Raw genomic sequence first — 16,667 nt, forward strand, 5'->3', positions numbered from 1 at the left:
GATCTGCTGAACACCTACGACTTCCCGGGCGACGACACTCCGATCGTTACCGGTTCGGCGCTGATGGCCCTGAACGGCCAGGATGACAACGAGATGGGCGTCTCTGCCGTGCGCAAGCTGGTGGAAACCCTCGACTCCTACATCCCGGAGCCGGTTCGTGCCGTTGACCAGCCGTTCCTGATGCCGATCGAAGACGTGTTCTCGATCTCCGGCCGCGGCACCGTGGTGACCGGTCGTATCGAGCGCGGCATCGTCAAGGTCCAGGAAGAAGTGGAAATCGTCGGCATCCGTCCGACCTCCAAGACCACCTGCACCGGCGTGGAAATGTTCCGCAAGCTGCTCGACGAAGGTCGTGCCGGCGAGAACGTGGGCATCCTGCTGCGCGGCATCAAGCGTGAGGACGTCGAGCGTGGCCAGGTTCTGGCCAAGCCGGGCACCATCAAGCCGCACACCAAGTTCGAAGCTGAAGTGTACGTGCTGTCCAAGGAAGAAGGCGGTCGTCACACCCCGTTCTTCAAGGGCTACCGCCCGCAGTTCTACTTCCGTACCACCGACGTGACCGGCAACTGCGAGCTGCCGGAAGGCGTTGAAATGGTAATGCCGGGCGACAACATCAAGATGGTTGTCACCCTGATCGCTCCGATCGCCATGGAAGACGGCCTGCGCTTCGCGATCCGCGAAGGCGGCCGTACCGTCGGCGCCGGCGTGGTTGCCAAGATCTTCGAATAAATCGTTGATCTTTCTCGGTCAGGTCGGCATAATAGTCGGCCTGACTCAGTTACAGGCCAGTAGCTCAATTGGCAGAGCGGCGGTCTCCAAAACCGCAGGTTGGGGGTTCGATTCCCTCCTGGCCTGCCAGATTCTCGATTCAAGAGTCTGGCACCCTTCACAAGGTCCTTGCAGATGAACGCCAAGGCTGAAAACAAAGATTCCCGTCTCGATATCCTCAAGTGGTCGGCGGCTGCCGTCCTGGTAGCTGTTGCGGTTGTGGGTAATCAGTATTTTTCCGCTGAACCCCTCCTGTATCGCGTGCTGGGTATCGTTGTCCTGGCGGCAGCGGCTGCATTTGTCGCGCTGCAGACGGCCAAGGGTGGCGCTTTCTTCACTCTGGCGAAGGAAGCTCGCACCGAAATTCGCAAGGTGGTCTGGCCGACCCGCCAGGAAACCACGCAGACCACGCTGATCGTTGTGGCTGTGGTGCTGGTGATGGCGCTGCTGCTCTGGGGGCTCGACTCCCTGCTCGGTTGGCTGGTTTCGTTGATCGTCGGTTAAGGGTGCTCTGTGGCTAAGCGTTGGTATGTTGTGCATGCCTATTCGGGATACGAAAAGCATGTAATGCGCTCCCTGATCGAGCGCGTCAAGCTGGCCGGCATGGAAGACCAGTTCGGCGAGATTCTGGTGCCCACCGAAGAGGTGGTCGAGATGCGCAACGGCCAGAAGCGCAAGAGCGAGCGCAAGTTCTTCCCCGGCTACGTGCTGGTGCAGATGGAAATGAACGAGGGTACCTGGCACCTGATCAAGGATACCCCGCGCGTCATGGGCTTTATCGGCGGTACCGCAGACAAGCCGGCGCCGATCACCGAGAAGGAAGCCGAGGCCATTCTGCGCCGCGTCGCCGATGGCAGCGAAAAACCGCGGCCGAAAACCCTGTTCGAACCGGGCGAGGTTGTTCGCGTCACCAGCGGCCCGTTTGCCGATTTCAGTGGCGTCGTGGAAGAAGTTAACTACGAGAAGAGCCGGATCCAGGTGGCGGTGCTCATTTTCGGACGCTCCACTCCGGTGGAGTTGGAATTCGGCCAGGTCGAGAAGGCCTGACCGGCAGGGATCCCAACCCCGCAGTCGATGACTGCGGGGTTTTGTTGTCACTGGGATAAACGCGAAAGCAATCGGGGAGCCGTAAGGCGCATGTACCCGCAACTGGAGTAGCAGATGGCTAAGAAGATTACGGCTTATATCAAGCTGCAGGTGAAGGCCGCCCAGGCCAACCCGTCGCCGCCCGTCGGTCCGGCCCTCGGTCAGCACGGCGTCAACATCATGGAGTTCTGCAAGGCGTTCAACGCGCGGACCCAGGGTATGGAGCCGGGTCTGCCGACCCCGGTGATCATCACTGTCTACAGTGACCGCAGCTTCACCTTTGAAACCAAGAGCACCCCGGCTTCGGTTCTGCTGAAGAAGGCTGCTGGCATCACCAGCGGTTCCGCTCGCCCGAACACCCAGAAAGTCGGCACCGTGACTCGTGCCCAGCTGGAAGAGATCGCCAAGACCAAGACTGCCGATCTGACTGCAGCTGACCTGGATGCGGCCGTGCGCACCATCGCCGGTTCCGCGCGTAGCATGGGCCTGAACGTGGAGGGTGTGTAATGGCTAAGCTGACCAAGCGCCAAAAGGCTATTGCCGAGAAGATCCAGGCAGGCAAGCAATACGGTTTCGAAGACGCCGCTAAGCTGCTGGCCGAACTGTCGACCATCAAGTTCAAAGAGTCCGTGGACGTGGCGATCAACCTCGGTGTTGATCCGCGTAAATCCGACCAGGTCGTACGTGGCGCTACCGTGCTGCCGAACGGCACCGGCAAGAGCGTTCGCGTTGCCGTGTTCACCCAGGGCCCGGCTGCCGAAGCCGCTCTGGCTGCCGGCGCCGACCGCGTAGGCATGGACGAACTGGCTGCCGAAATGAAGGGCGGCGATCTGAACTACGACGTGGTCATCGCCTCTCCGGACGCGATGCGTGTCGTTGGTCAGCTGGGCCAGATCCTCGGCCCGCGTGGCCTGATGCCGAACCCGAAAGTCGGCACCGTGACCCCGGACGTCGCTACCGCGGTGAAGAATGCCAAGGCCGGTCAGGTGCGTTTCCGTACCGACAAGAACGGCATCATCCACGCCTCCGTGGGCAAGGTCGACTTCGAGCCGGCCAAGCTGAAGCAGAACGTCGAGGCTCTGCTGTCCGACCTGAAGCGCCTGAAGCCGTCCGCCTCCAAGGGCGTGTACGTCAAGCGCGTGACCCTGAGCACCACCATGGGGCCGGGTCTGCAGGTCGATCAGGCTTCCCTGGACGCGTAAGAATCTGGCGCATCGGCTCGCCGGTGCGCCGCAAGTATTGGGGTCCCTGCCTGGCGGGGGCTGTCCAAGACCGTAGGCGGCGCAAGCCTTAAATCACCAGCCTACGCAGATGGTGCTCCCGATTCCTTACCGAATCAGACACCAAAACGCCGTTCGGCTCCGGCTGGACGAAACGGTAACATCCAGGAGTAAACCCGTGGCAATTAAGCTCGAAGACAAGAAGGCCATTGTCGCTGAAGTCAACGAGGCTGCCAAAGCTGCCCTGTCCGCTGTCGTGGCTGATGCCCGTGGCGTGACTGTAGGCGCCATGACCGGACTCCGTAAAGAGGCCCGTGAAGCTGGTGTGTACGTGAAAGTCGTGCGCAACACCCTGGCTCGCCGCGCCGTTGAAGGCACTGATTTTGAAGTGCTGAACGACGTGTTCAAGGGCCCGACCCTGATCGCATTCTCCACCGAGCATCCGGGCGCTGCCGCCCGTATCTTCAAGGAGTTCGCCAAGGGTCAGGACAAGTTCGAGATCAAGGCGGCTGCCTTCGAAGGCAAGTTCATTGCGGCCAATCAGATCGACGTGCTGGCAACCCTGCCGACCTACAACGAGGCTGTTTCGCAGCTGATGAGCGTCATTCAGGGCGCCACCAGCAAGCTGGCTCGTACTCTGGCGGCGGTTCGCGACAAGAAGGAAGCCGAGGCTGCCTGAGGCACCGCGGAATCTTCCACCTTTTTTGTTTAATAAGGCGGCCTTGAGGCTGCCACCCAATACAGGAATAGAGTCATGGCTCTGACCAACGAAGATATCATCAACGCCGTTTCCGAAATGTCCGTGATGCAGGTTGTTGAACTGATCAAGGCAATGGAAGAGAAGTTCGGTGTAACCGCCGCTGCTGCTGCTGCTGCCGGTCCGGCCGCTGCTGCTGCTGTGGTTGAAGAGCAGACCGAGTTCAACATCATGCTGGTCGAGGCTGGTGAGAAGAAAGTCAACGTCATCAAGGTCGTTCGCGAGCTGACCGGTCTGGGCCTCAAAGAAGCCAAGGCTGTGGTTGACGGCGCTCCGGGCCTGGTCAAGGAAGGCGCTTCCAAGGAAGAAGCCGAAGCGGCCAAGAAGGCTCTGGAAGAAGCAGGCGCCAAGGTCGAGCTCAAGTAAGCTGAGCCGACCTTGCGTCGACAGTCCGCGCGCCAATTACGGACTGATGGCTGGTGGCTTATGCCACCGGCCTTTTTCCGTTATGGGCGGCCTGGCAAGGCCGGCTGCCCGTGACGCGAAACACCACCCTGAGCGGTGGTTGCAAACCGAGGGTTTGCACGATTTTCCGGCTACTCCCGTCGGAGAGGCCAAACAAGCAGGTGACCAAGCTGGGGAACGCTGATGGCTTACTCATATACTGAGAAAAAACGTATCCGCAAGGACTTTAGCAAGTTGCCGGACGTCATGGATGTGCCGTATCTGCTGGCCATTCAACTGGATTCGTACCGCGAATTCCTGCAGGCGGGCGCTGGCAAGGAGCATCTCCGCGACGTCGGCCTGCATGCGGCCTTCAAGTCCGTTTTCCCGATTATCAGCTATTCCGGCAATGCCGCCCTGGAATACGTCGGTTATCGCCTGGGCGAACCGGCATTCGACGTCAAGGAATGCGTGCTGCGGGGCGTGACTTTCGCCGTGCCGCTGCGCGTGAAAGTGCGTCTGATGATCTTCGATAAGGAATCGTCGAGCAAGGCAATCAAGGACATCAAGGAGCAGGAAGTCTACATGGGGGAAATCCCCCTGATGACCGAGAACGGTACCTTCATCATCAACGGTACCGAGCGCGTCATCGTCTCCCAGCTGCACCGCTCGCCGGGCGTGTTCTTCGATCACGACAAGGGCAAGACCCACAGCTCGGGCAAGCTGCTGTACTCCGCCCGCATCATCCCCTACCGCGGCTCCTGGCTGGACTTCGAGTTCGACCCGAAGGACGCCGTGTTCGTGCGTATCGACCGTCGCCGCAAGCTGCCGGCGTCGGTGCTGCTGCGCGCGCTGAACTATGGCACCGAGGAGATCCTCGATGCCTTCTATGACACCAACGTGTTCCACCTGAAGGACCAGTCGCTGCGCCTCGAGCTGGTGCCGCAGCGCCTGCGTGGCGAGATCGCTGGTTTCGACATCAAGGATGACGCTGGCAAGGTCATCGTCGAACAGGGGCGCCGGGTCACCGCGCGCCACATCAATCAGCTGGAAAAGTCCGGGATCAAGGAGCTGGAAGTTCCGCTCGACTACGTCCTCGGTCGCACCCTGGCCAAGGCCATCGTGCATCCGGCCACCGGCGAGATCATCGCCGAGTGCAACGTCGAGCTGACCACCGAGCTGCTGGTCAAGATCGGCAAGGCTCAGGTGGTTCGCCTCGAGACCCTGTACACCAACGATATCGACTGCGGTCCGTTCATCTCCGACACGCTGAAGATCGACGGCACCAGCAACCAGCTGGAAGCCCTGGTCGAGATCTACCGGATGATGCGTCCCGGCGAGCCGCCGACCAAGGATGCCGCCGAAACCCTGTTCAACAACCTGTTCTTCAGCGCCGAGCGTTACGACCTGTCCGCGGTCGGTCGCATGAAGTTCAACCGCCGCATCGGTCGTGAAGAGATCGAAGGCCCGGGCGTGCTCAGTCGCGAAGACATCGTCGCCGTGCTGAAGACCCTGGTCGACATCCGCAACGGCAAGGGCATCGTCGACGACATCGACCACCTCGGCAACCGTCGCGTACGCTGCGTCGGCGAGATGGCCGAGAACCAGTTCCGTGTCGGCCTGGTGCGCGTCGAGCGCGCGGTCAAGGAACGCCTGTCGATGGCCGAGAGCGAAGGCCTGATGCCGCAGGACCTGATCAACGCCAAGCCGGTGGCTGCCGCGGTCAAGGAGTTCTTCGGTTCCAGCCAGCTGTCGCAGTTCATGGACCAGAACAACCCGCTGTCGGAGATCACCCACAAGCGCCGCGTTTCCGCGCTTGGCCCGGGCGGTCTGACCCGCGAGCGCGCCGGCTTCGAAGTCCGCGACGTACACCCGACCCACTACGGCCGCGTGTGCCCGATTGAAACGCCGGAAGGCCCGAACATCGGTCTGATCAACTCGCTGGCCACCTATGCTCGCACCAACCAGTACGGCTTCCTCGAGAGCCCGTACCGTGTGGTCAAGGGCGGCCAGGTGACCGACGAGATCGTCTTCCTGTCGGCGATCGAAGAAGCCAACCACGTGATTGCCCAGGCCTCGGCGACCCTCAACGAGCAGGGTCAGCTGGTCGACGAGTTGGTGGCCGTGCGCCACATGAACGAATTCACCGTGAAGGCGCCGGAAGACGTCACCCTGATGGACGTATCGCCCAAGCAGGTGGTTTCCGTCGCGGCCTCGCTGATTCCGTTCCTCGAGCACGACGACGCCAACCGCGCGCTGATGGGTTCGAACATGCAGCGTCAGGCCGTGCCGACCCTGCGTGCCGACAAGCCGCTGGTGGGTACCGGCATGGAGCGCAACGTCGCCCGTGACTCCGGTGTCTGCGTGGTCGCGCGTCGTGGCGGGGTGATCGACTCGGTCGATGCCAGCCGCATCGTGGTGCGCGTGCACAACGACGAGGTCGAGACCGGCGAGGCCGGTGTCGACATCTACAACCTGACCAAGTACACCCGTTCCAACCAGAACACCTGCATCAACCAGCGTCCGCTGGTCAGCAAGGGTGACGTGGTCTCGCGTAGCGACATCATGGCCGATGGCCCGTCCACCGACATGGGCGAGCTGGCTCTCGGGCAGAACATGCGCGTGGCGTTCATGCCGTGGAACGGCTTCAACTTCGAAGACTCCATCTGCCTGTCCGAGCGCGTGGTTCAGGAAGATCGCTTCACCACCATCCACATCCAGGAACTGACCTGCGTGTCGCGCGACACCAAGCTCGGTCCGGAGGAGATCACTGCAGATATCCCGAACGTCGGTGAAGCTGCGCTGAACAAGCTGGATGAGGCGGGGATCGTCTATGTGGGTGCCGAGGTGGGCGCCGGCGACATCCTGGTCGGCAAGGTCACCCCGAAGGGCGAGACCCAGCTGACTCCGGAAGAGAAGCTGCTGCGGGCGATCTTCGGCGAGAAGGCCAGCGATGTTAAGGACACCTCCCTGCGCGTGCCGACCGGCACCAAGGGCACCGTCATCGACGTCCAGGTGTTCACCCGCGACGGCGTGGAGCGCGACTCGCGCGCCCTGTCGATCGAGAAGATGCAGCTCGACGAGATCCGCAAGGACCTCAACGAGGAGTTCCGCATCGTCGAAGGCGCGACCTTCGAGCGTCTGCGCGCCGCGCTGGTCGGCTGCAAGGCCGAAGGTGGCCCGGGTGGCCTGAAGAAGGGCACCGAGATCACCGACGAGTACCTCGACAGCGTCGAGCGTGGTCAGTGGTTCAAGCTGCGCATGGCTGAGGAAGCGCTGAACGAGCAGCTGGAGAAGGCCCAGGCCTATATCTCCGACCGCCGTCAGTTGCTCGACGACAAGTTCGAGGACAAGAAGCGCAAGCTGCAGCAGGGCGACGACCTGGCGCCGGGCGTGCTGAAGATCGTCAAGGTTTACCTCGCCATCAAGCGCCGCATCCAGCCGGGCGACAAGATGGCCGGTCGCCACGGTAACAAGGGTGTGGTCTCGGTGATCATGCCGGTCGAAGACATGCCGCACGATGCCAACGGCACGCCGGTGGACATCGTCCTCAACCCGCTGGGCGTACCGTCGCGGATGAACGTCGGCCAGATCCTCGAAACCCACCTGGGCCTGGCGGCCAAGGGCCTGGGTGAGAAGATCAACCGCATGCTCGAAGAGCAGCGCAAGGTCGCCGAGCTGCGTCAGTTCATGCAGCAGATCTACAACGAGATCGGCGGTCGTCAGGAAAACCTCGACAGCCTGAGCGATCAGGAAGTGCTGGACCTGGCGCAGAACCTGCGTGGCGGCGTGCCGATGGCCACTCCGGTGTTCGACGGTGCCGAGGAGAGCGAGATCAAGGCCATGCTCAAGCTGGCCGACATGCCGGAAAGCGGGCAGATGCGCCTCTTCGACGGTCGTACCGGCAATGCCTTCGAGCGGCCGACCACCGTCGGCTACATGTACATGCTCAAGCTGAACCACCTGGTCGACGACAAGATGCACGCGCGTTCCACCGGCTCCTACAGCCTGGTTACCCAGCAACCGCTGGGCGGCAAGGCGCAGTTCGGTGGCCAGCGTTTCGGGGAGATGGAGGTCTGGGCGCTGGAAGCCTACGGCGCCGCCTACACCCTGCAGGAAATGCTGACCGTCAAGTCGGACGACGTGAACGGCCGTACCAAGATGTACAAGAACATCGTGGATGGCGATCACCGCATGGAGGCCGGCATGCCCGAGTCCTTCAACGTGCTGATCAAGGAAATCCGTTCGCTCGGCATCGACATCGAGCTGGAAACCGAATAACCCGCGACGCGTACCGGCGGCAGGCGAGCCTGCCGCCGGCTCCGTGAGGAGGAAAGGCCTTGAAAGACCTGCTGAATCTATTGAAAAACCAGGGTCAAGTCGAAGAGTTCGATGCCATCAAGATTGCGCTGGCGTCGCCCGAGATGATCCGTTCCTGGTCCTTCGGTGAAGTTAAGAAGCCGGAGACCATCAACTACCGTACCTTCAAGCCCGAGCGTGACGGCCTGTTCTGCGCCAAGATCTTCGGCCCGGTGAAGGACTACGAGTGCCTGTGCGGCAAGTACAAGCGCCTCAAGCATCGCGGCGTGATCTGCGAGAAGTGCGGCGTGGAAGTCGCCCTGGCCAAGGTGCGTCGCGAGCGCATGGCGCACATCGAGCTGGCCTCGCCGGTTGCCCACATCTGGTTCCTCAAGTCGCTGCCGTCGCGTATCGGCCTGCTGCTGGACATGACCCTGCGCGACATCGAGCGCGTGCTCTATTTCGAGAGCTACGTGGTCATCGATCCGGGCATGACCACCCTGGACAAGGGTCAGCTGCTCAACGATGAGCAGTACTTCGAGGCGCTCGAGGAGTTCGGTGACGACTTCGATGCCCGCATGGGTGCCGAGGCGGTCTTCGAGCTGCTCTCCGCCATCGATCTGGAGCACGAGATCGGCCGCCTGCGCGAAGAGATTCCGCAGACCAACTCGGAAACCAAGATCAAGAAGCTGTCCAAGCGCCTGAAGCTGATGGAAGCCTTCCAGGGCTCCGGCAACAAGCCGGAGTGGATGGTGCTGACCGTGCTGCCGGTGCTGCCGCCGGACCTGCGTCCGCTGGTGCCGCTGGATGGCGGGCGCTTCGCGACCTCCGATCTGAACGATCTGTACCGTCGCGTGATCAACCGCAACAACCGTCTGAAGCGCCTGCTCGACCTGGCTGCGCCGGACATCATCGTGCGCAACGAGAAGCGCATGCTGCAGGAAGCCGTGGACGCCCTGCTGGACAACGGCCGTCGTGGCCGTGCCATCACCGGCTCCAACAAGCGCCCGCTGAAGTCCCTGGCCGACATGATCAAGGGCAAGCAGGGTCGTTTCCGTCAGAACCTGCTCGGCAAGCGCGTCGACTACTCCGGTCGTTCGGTGATCACCGTGGGCCCGACCCTGCGCCTGCATCAGTGCGGTCTGCCCAAGAAGATGGCCCTCGAGCTGTTCAAGCCGTTCATCTTCGGCAAGCTCGAAGCCCGCGGCATGGCCACCACCATCAAGGCGGCCAAGAAGATGGTCGAGCGCGAACTGCCCGAGGTGTGGGACGTGCTCGCCGAAGTCATCCGCGAACATCCCGTGCTGCTCAACCGTGCGCCGACCCTGCACCGTCTGGGCATCCAGGCGTTCGAGCCGGTACTCATCGAAGGCAAGGCCATCCAGCTGCATCCGCTGGTCTGCGCCGCGTACAACGCCGACTTCGACGGTGACCAGATGGCCGTGCACGTTCCGCTGACCCTCGAGGCCCAGCTGGAAGCGCGCGCGCTGATGATGTCGACCAACAACATCCTCTCCCCGGCCAACGGCGAGCCGATCATCGTGCCGTCGCAGGACGTGGTGCTGGGTCTGTACTACATGACCCGCGAAGCGATCAACGCCAAGGGCGAAGGTCGCGTGTTCGCCGACCTGCAGGAAGTCGACCGCGTGTTCCGCGCCGGCGAAGTGTCCCTGCACGCCAAGGTCAAGGTGCGCATCAACGAGGTGGTCAAGGACCGTGACAGCGGCGAGATCACCAAGAACACCCGCATCGTCGACACCACCGTCGGCCGCGCGCTGCTGTTCCAGGTGGTGCCGACCGGCCTGTCGTTCGACGTGGTCAACCAGCCGATGAAGAAGAAGGCGATCTCCAAGCTGATCAACCACGCGTACCGTGTGGTCGGTCTCAAGGACACCGTGATCTTCGCCGACCAGCTGATGTACACCGGTTTCGCCTACTCGACCATCTCCGGCGTGTCGATCGGCGTCAACGATTTCGTCATCCCGGAAGCCAAGGCGCGCATCATCGATGCGGCCACCGCGGAAGTGAAGGAAATCGAAACCCAGTACGCCTCCGGCCTGGTGACTCAGGGCGAGAAGTACAACAAGGTGATCGACCTGTGGTCGAAGGCCAACGACGAAGTCTCCAAGGCGATGATGGCCAACCTGTCCAAGGACAAGGTCATCGACCGTCACGGCAACGAAGTCGAGCAGGAGTCGTTCAACTCCATGTACATGATGGCCGACTCGGGTGCGCGGGGTTCTGCCGCGCAGATCCGTCAGCTGGCCGGCATGCGTGGTCTGATGGCGAAGCCGGACGGCTCGATCATCGAGACGCCGATCACCGCCAACTTCCGTGAAGGCCTGAACGTACTGCAGTACTTCATTTCCACCCACGGTGCTCGTAAGGGTCTGGCGGATACCGCGCTGAAGACCGCCAACTCCGGTTACCTGACCCGTCGTCTGGTCGACGTGGCCCAGGATCTGGTGGTGACCGAGGTCGATTGCGGTACCGAGCACGGCCTGCTGATGACTCCGCACATCGAAGGCGGCGACATTGTCGAGCCGCTCGGTGAGCGCGTGCTCGGCCGCGTGATCGCCCGCGATGTGCCCAAGCCGGGCACCGACGAGATCATCGTGCCGGCGGGCACCCTGATCGACGAGCAGTGGGTCGACTTCCTCGAGCTGAACAGCGTCGACGAAGTGATCGTGCGTTCGCCGATCGCCTGTGAAACCCGCTACGGCATCTGCGCCAAGTGCTACGGTCGCGACCTGGCCCGTGGTCACCAGGTCAACATCGGTGAAGCGGTCGGCGTCATCGCCGCTCAGTCGATCGGTGAGCCGGGTACCCAGCTGACCATGCGTACCTTCCACATCGGTGGTGCGGCCAGCCGAAGCGCCGCTCAGGACAGCATTCAGGTGAAGAGCGGCGGCACCGTCCGTCTGCACAACCTGAAGCATGTCGAGCGTGCCGACGGCGCCCTGGTGGCGGTGTCGCGTTCCGGCGAGCTGGCGGTGGCCGACGACTTCGGTCGCGAGCGCGAGCGCTACAAGCTGCCCTACGGTGCGGTGATTTCCATCAAGGAAGGCGACAAGGTCGAAGCTGGCTCCATCGTGGCCAAGTGGGACCCGCACACCCACCCGATCGTCACCGAGATGGCCGGTACCGTGACCTTCGTCGGCATGGAGGAGGGCATCACCGTCCGCCGCCAGACCGACGAGCTGACCGGTCTGACCAACATCGAGGTGATGGATCTGCACGAGCGTCCGGCAGCCGGCAAGGACATCCGTCCGGCGGTCAAGCTGGTCGACGCGTCCGGCAAGGAGCTGCTGCTGCCGGGTACCGACGTGCCGGCCCAGTACTTCCTGCCGGCCAAGACCCTGGTCAACCTGTCCGACGGCGCCAAGGTGAACGTGGGTGACGTGGTTGCACGTATCCCGCAGGAAACCTCGAAGACTCGCGACATCACCGGTGGTCTGCCGCGCGTAGCCGACCTGTTCGAAGCGCGTCGTCCGAAGGAGCCGTCGATCCTCGCGGAAATCAGCGGCACCATCAGCTTCGGCAAGGAGACCAAGGGCAAGCGCCGTCTGGTCATCACCCCGAACGATGGCAGCGATCCGTACGAGGAGCTGATCCCGAAGTGGCGTCACCTCAACGTCTTCGAAGGCGAGCAGGTGAACAAGGGTGAAGTGATCTCCGACGGTCCGAGCAACCCGCACGACATCCTGCGTCTGCTGGGTGTCAGCGCGCTGGCCAAGTACATCGTCAACGAGATCCAGGACGTGTACCGCCTGCAGGGCGTGAAGATCAACGACAAGCACATCGAAACCATCCTGCGCCAGATGCTGCGCAAGGTCGAGATTGCCGAGTCGGGTGACTCCAGCTTCATCAAGGGCGACCAGGCCGAGCTGACCCAGGTGCTGGAAGAGAACGAGCGTCTGGCGGCCGATGACAAGTTCATCGCCAAGTACGCCCGCGTGCTGCTGGGCATCACCAAGGCCTCGCTGTCGACCGAGTCGTTCATCTCCGCGGCTTCCTTCCAGGAAACCACCCGCGTCCTCACCGAGGCGGCGGTTACCGGCAAGCGCGACTACCTGCGCGGCCTGAAGGAGAACGTGGTGGTCGGTCGTCTGATCCCGGCGGGTACCGGTTTGGCCTACCACAGCGAGCGCAAGCGCCGCCGCGAAGCCGACAAGCCGCAGCGCGTGAGTGCCAGCGAAGTCGAAGCGGCGCTGACCGAAGCGCTGAACTTCAGCGAAAAATGAGTGCTACCCCCGGTCGCGGCAGTGGCCGGGGGTGCCTTGACGAGGGGTGTCAAGCTCTTTAGACTCTTGTACCCCTTAATCTCGCGGGGCATTTTGCTCCGCGAAATTTTTGTGTCGAAAGACAATCAGTGGAGCTAGTAGATGGCAACTATCAACCAGCTGGTGCGCCAGCCGCGCAAGCGCGTCACCGAAAAGAGTGACGTGCCTGCGCTGCAGAACTGCCCCCAGCGCCGCGGCGTGTGCACCCGCGTTTACACCACCACCCCGAAGAAGCCGAACTCCGCGCTGCGTAAGGTCTGCCGTGTGCGCCTGACCAACGGCTACGAAGTCGCTTCCTACATCGGCGGTGAAGGCCACAACCTGCAAGAGCACAGCGTGGTGCTGATCCGTGGCGGTCGTGTCAAAGACCTTCCGGGTGTGCGTTACCACACCGTGCGCGGTTCGCTGGATACCTCCGGCGTGAAGGACCGTAAGCAGGGTCGTTCGAAGTACGGCACCAAGCGTCCGAAGTAATTTTCCTAATTCATTTTTGTCGAGTCGATAAGAGTAAGGTCGGGCAAGTCCCGGGCTAACCTGAAGACCGTTTGAGGGCTTATCAATGCCAAGACGTCGTGTAGCGGCCAAGCGTGAAATCCTTGCCGATCCGAAGTACGGAAGCCAGATCCTGGCTAAATTCATGAACCACGTGATGGAAAGCGGCAAGAAGGCCGTGGCCGAGCGCATCGTTTACGGTGCTCTGGAAACCGTCAAGCAGCGCAAGAACGTCGACCCCCTGGAAACCTTCGAGAAAGCACTCGACGCCATCGCTCCGCTGGTCGAAGTGAAGTCCCGCCGTGTCGGCGGTGCTACCTACCAGGTGCCGGTTGAAGTTCGTCCGTCCCGTCGCAATGCTCTGGCCATGCGCTGGCTGGTGGATTACGCGCGCAAGCGTGGTGAGAAGTCCATGGCCCTGCGCCTGGCTGGCGAGCTGATTGATGCCGCCGAAGGCAAAGGCGCTGCAGTGAAGAAGCGTGAAGACGTGCACCGCATGGCTGAAGCCAACAAGGCCTTCTCGCACTACCGTTTCTAAGAAGCGCTTTCACTTAGCGAGGACCCTACCGTGGCCCGTACTACCCCAATCAATCGCTACCGCAACATCGGTATCTGTGCGCACGTGGATGCTGGCAAGACCACCACCACCGAGCGGATCCTGTTCTACACCGGCCTCAGCCACAAGATGGGTGAAGTGCACGATGGCGCGGCGACCACCGACTGGATGGTGCAGGAGCAGGAGCGTGGTATCACCATCACCTCCGCTGCCGTGACCACCTTCTGGAAAGGCTCGCGCGCCCAGTTCGACAACTACCGCGTCAACGTCATCGACACCCCCGGTCACGTGGACTTCACCATTGAGGTGGAGCGTTCCCTGCGTGTGCTGGACGGTGCTGTCGTGGTGTTCTGCGGTACCTCCGGCGTCGAGCCGCAGTCGGAAACCGTATGGCGTCAGGCCAACAAGTACGGCGTACCGCGCATCGTCTACGTCAACAAGATGGACCGTGCCGGCGCCAACTTCCTGCGCGTCATCGGCCAGATCAAGCAGCGCCTGGGTCACACCCCGGTGCCGGTGCAGCTGGCCATCGGCTCCGAGGAGAACTTCCAGGGCCAGATCGACCTGATCAAGATGAAGGCGATCTACTGGAACGACGACGACAAGGGCACCACCTACCGCGAGGAAGAGATTCCGGCGGAGCTGCTCGCCGAAGCCGAAGAGTGGCGCTCGAACATGATCGAGTCCGCTGCCGAAGCCAACGAAGAGCTGATGAACAAGTATCTCGAGGGTGGCGAGCTGACCATCGAAGAGATCAAGGCCGGTCTGCGTCAGCGCACCATCGCCTGCGAAATCGTTCCGGCTGTGTGCGGTTCGTCGTTCAAGAACAAGGGTGTTCCCCTGGTTCTCGACGCCGTGATCGACTACCTGCCGGCGCCGACCGAGATTCCGGCGATCCAGGGCGTCAACCCGGATAACGAGGAACTCACCGACGAGCGTCATGCCAGCGACGACGAGCCGTTCTCGGCTCTGGCGTTCAAGATTGCCACCGACCCGTTCGTCGGCACTCTGACCTTCGCGCGCGTCTACTCCGGCGTGCTCAGCTCCGGTGACTCGGTGCTGAACTCGGTGAAGGGCAAGAAGGAGCGCGTCGGCCGGATGGTGCAGATGCACGCCAACCAGCGTGACGAGATCAAGGAATGCCGCGCTGGCGACATCGCAGCCCTGATCGGCATGAAGGACGTCACCACCGGTGACACCCTGTGCTCCATCGACAAGCCGATCATCCTCGAGCGCATGGACTTCCCGGAGCCGGTAATCTCCGTGGCGGTCGAGCCGAAGACCAAGGCTGACCAGGAGAAGATGGGTATCGCACTGGGCAAGCTGGCCCAGGAAGACCCGTCGTTCCGCGTCAAGACCGACGAGGAAACCGGCCAGACCATCATCTCCGGCATGGGTGAGCTGCACCTGGACATCCTCGTTGACCGCATGAAGCGCGAGTTCAACGTCGAGGCCAACATCGGCAAGCCGCAGGTGGCTTACCGTGAGATGATCCGCAACAAGTGCGAGATCGAAGGCAAGTTCGTTCGTCAGTCCGGCGGTCGTGGCCAGTTCGGCCATTGCTGGATTCGCTTCGAGCCGTCCGACGAAGGTCAGGAAGGTCTGGAGTTCAAGAACGAAGTCGTGGGTGGTGTGGTTCCGAAGGAATACATCCCGGCGATCCAGAAGGGCATCGAAGAACAGATGAAGAACGGCGTTGTTGCCGGCTATCCGCTCATCGGCCTCAAGGCAACCGTGTTCGACGGTTCCTACCATGACGTTGACTCCAACGAAATGGCGTTCAAGATCGCGGCTTCCATGGCGACCAAGCAGCTGGCCCAGAAAGGTGGTGCCGTCCTGCTCGAGCCGATCATGAAGGTCGAGGTGGTGACTCCGGAAGACTACATGGGCGACGTGATGGGTGACCTGAACCGTCGTCGCGGCCTGATCCAGGGCATGGAAGACACCGTGTCCGGCAAGGTGATCCGTGCCGAAGTGCCGCTGGGCGAGATGTTCGGTTACGCTACCGACGTGCGCTCGATGTCGCAGGGTCGTGCGAGCTACTCCATGGAGTTCTCGAAATACTCGGAAGCTCCGGCCAACATCGCCGAAGCTATCGTCAAGAAACAAGGTTGATTCAGCCCTTTTGGTAAGAGGTTTACTGTCGTGGCTAAAGAAAAATTTGAACGTAACAAACCGCACGTCAACGTCGGCACCATCGGTCACGTCGACCATGGCAAGACCACTCTGACTGCTGCTCTGACCAAGGTCTGCGCCGAGACCTGGGGTGGTTCCGCTCGTGACTTCGCCCAGATCGACAACGCTCCGGAAGAGAAGGCTCGCGGTATCACCATCAACACTTCCCACGTTGAATACGATTCCGCCATTCGTCACTACGCTCACGTTGACTGCCCCGGTCACGCTGACTACGTGAAGAACATGATCACCGGTGCTGCGCAGATGGACGGCGCGATCCTGGTGTGCTCGGCTGCCGACGGTCCGATGCCGCAGACCCGCGAGCACATCCTGCTGTCCCGTCAGGTAGGTGTTCCCTACATCGTCGTGTTCCTGAACAAGGCCGACATGGTGGACGACGCCGAGCTGCTGGAACTGGTCGAGATGGAAGTTCGCGATCTGCTGAACACCTACGACTTCCCGGGCGACGACACTCCGATCGTTACCGGTTCGGCGCTGATGGCCCTGAACGGCCAGGATGACAACGAGATGGGCGTCTCTGCCGTGCGCAAGCTGGTGGAAACCCTCGACTCCTACATCCCGGAGCCGGTTCGTGCCGTTGACCAGCCGTTCCTGATGCCGATCGAAGACGTGTTCTCGATCTCCGG

At 61.9% G+C, this 16,667-nt stretch carries 13 protein-coding genes and 1 tRNA gene; all 14 read left to right on the forward strand.

Annotated features, from left to right (window positions below):
• Positions 1-729, forward strand: a 729-nt coding sequence (locus BM297_RS21015; protein WP_092435747.1) for an EF-Tu C-terminal domain-related protein, incomplete at its 5' end; no start/stop codon positions are given.
• A gap of 53 nt (positions 730-782) precedes the next feature.
• Positions 783-858 (forward strand) — tRNA-Trp (locus tag BM297_RS21020).
• A gap of 45 nt (positions 859-903) precedes the next feature.
• Positions 904-1,272 carry a preprotein translocase subunit SecE gene (gene secE, locus BM297_RS21025; protein WP_092435750.1) on the forward strand — a complete coding sequence of 123 codons (369 nt, stop codon included), beginning with the start codon at positions 904-906 and terminating at the stop codon, positions 1,270-1,272.
• 9 nt (positions 1,273-1,281) lie between these two features.
• The gene (nusG, locus tag BM297_RS21030) at positions 1,282-1,815 is read left to right on the forward strand and encodes a transcription termination/antitermination protein NusG (RefSeq protein ID WP_090313820.1); all 534 of its coding nucleotides are present in this window, start codon (positions 1,282-1,284) and stop codon (positions 1,813-1,815) included.
• A gap of 114 nt (positions 1,816-1,929) precedes the next feature.
• Positions 1,930-2,361 (forward strand): 50S ribosomal protein L11, encoded by a 432-nt coding sequence (gene rplK / locus BM297_RS21035; RefSeq protein ID WP_090313822.1) that lies wholly within the window; start codon positions 1,930-1,932, stop codon positions 2,359-2,361.
• Entirely contained in the window at positions 2,361-3,056 is a 696-nt protein-coding gene (gene rplA / locus BM297_RS21040) for a 50S ribosomal protein L1 (protein WP_092435753.1), read from the forward strand. Before rplK ends, rplA begins: the two co-directional genes overlap by 1 nt.
• 196 nt (positions 3,057-3,252) lie before the next feature.
• Positions 3,253-3,753 (forward strand): 50S ribosomal protein L10, encoded by a 501-nt coding sequence (gene rplJ / locus BM297_RS21045; protein WP_092435756.1) that lies wholly within the window; start codon positions 3,253-3,255, stop codon positions 3,751-3,753.
• 75 nt (positions 3,754-3,828) lie between these two features.
• Complete coding sequence (gene rplL / locus BM297_RS21050) at positions 3,829-4,197, forward strand: 50S ribosomal protein L7/L12 (protein ID WP_092435759.1); 369 nt, start codon at positions 3,829-3,831, stop codon at positions 4,195-4,197.
• 222 nt (positions 4,198-4,419) lie between these two features.
• Complete coding sequence (gene rpoB, locus BM297_RS21055; protein WP_092435762.1) at positions 4,420-8,496, forward strand: DNA-directed RNA polymerase subunit beta; 4,077 nt, start codon at positions 4,420-4,422, stop codon at positions 8,494-8,496.
• 59 nt (positions 8,497-8,555) lie between these two features.
• Positions 8,556-12,758: a DNA-directed RNA polymerase subunit beta' gene (rpoC, locus tag BM297_RS21060; protein ID WP_092435766.1), complete on the forward strand. Its 4,203-nt coding sequence runs from the start codon at positions 8,556-8,558 to the stop codon at positions 12,756-12,758.
• 141 nt (positions 12,759-12,899) lie between these two features.
• Positions 12,900-13,271 carry a 30S ribosomal protein S12 gene (gene rpsL, locus BM297_RS21065; protein WP_092435769.1) on the forward strand — a complete coding sequence of 124 codons (372 nt, stop codon included), beginning with the start codon at positions 12,900-12,902 and terminating at the stop codon, positions 13,269-13,271.
• 85 nt (positions 13,272-13,356) lie between these two features.
• Positions 13,357-13,827: a 30S ribosomal protein S7 gene (gene rpsG / locus BM297_RS21070; protein WP_090313836.1), complete on the forward strand. Its 471-nt coding sequence runs from the start codon at positions 13,357-13,359 to the stop codon at positions 13,825-13,827.
• A gap of 30 nt (positions 13,828-13,857) precedes the next feature.
• Positions 13,858-15,960 (forward strand): elongation factor G, encoded by a 2,103-nt coding sequence (fusA, locus tag BM297_RS21075; protein WP_092435772.1) that lies wholly within the window; start codon positions 13,858-13,860, stop codon positions 15,958-15,960.
• Positions 15,961-15,990: 30 nt separating this feature from the next.
• Positions 15,991-16,667: GTP-binding protein (locus tag BM297_RS21080; protein ID WP_139231107.1), on the forward strand; the 677-nt coding region annotated here is incomplete at its 3' end.

Source organism: Geopseudomonas sagittaria, from assembly GCF_900115715.1.
GTDB classification, from domain to species: Bacteria; Pseudomonadota; Gammaproteobacteria; order Pseudomonadales; family Pseudomonadaceae; genus Geopseudomonas; species Geopseudomonas sagittaria.

Excerpts from the sequence above, each read along its gene's own strand:
- secE (WP_092435750.1), top strand. The coding sequence starts at position 904 with ATGAACGCCAAGGCTGAAAACAAAGATTCCCGTCTCGATATCCTCAAG.
- rplK (WP_090313822.1), top strand. The coding sequence starts at position 1,930 with ATGGCTAAGAAGATTACGGCTTATATCAAGCTGCAGGTGAAGGCCGCC.
- rplA (WP_092435753.1), top strand. The coding sequence starts at position 2,361 with ATGGCTAAGCTGACCAAGCGCCAAAAGGCTATTGCCGAGAAGATCCAG.
- rplL (WP_092435759.1), top strand. The coding sequence starts at position 3,829 with ATGGCTCTGACCAACGAAGATATCATCAACGCCGTTTCCGAAATGTCC.
- rpoB (WP_092435762.1), top strand. The coding sequence starts at position 4,420 with ATGGCTTACTCATATACTGAGAAAAAACGTATCCGCAAGGACTTTAGC.
- rpsL (WP_092435769.1), top strand. The coding sequence starts at position 12,900 with ATGGCAACTATCAACCAGCTGGTGCGCCAGCCGCGCAAGCGCGTCACC.
- rpsG (WP_090313836.1), top strand. The coding sequence starts at position 13,357 with ATGCCAAGACGTCGTGTAGCGGCCAAGCGTGAAATCCTTGCCGATCCG.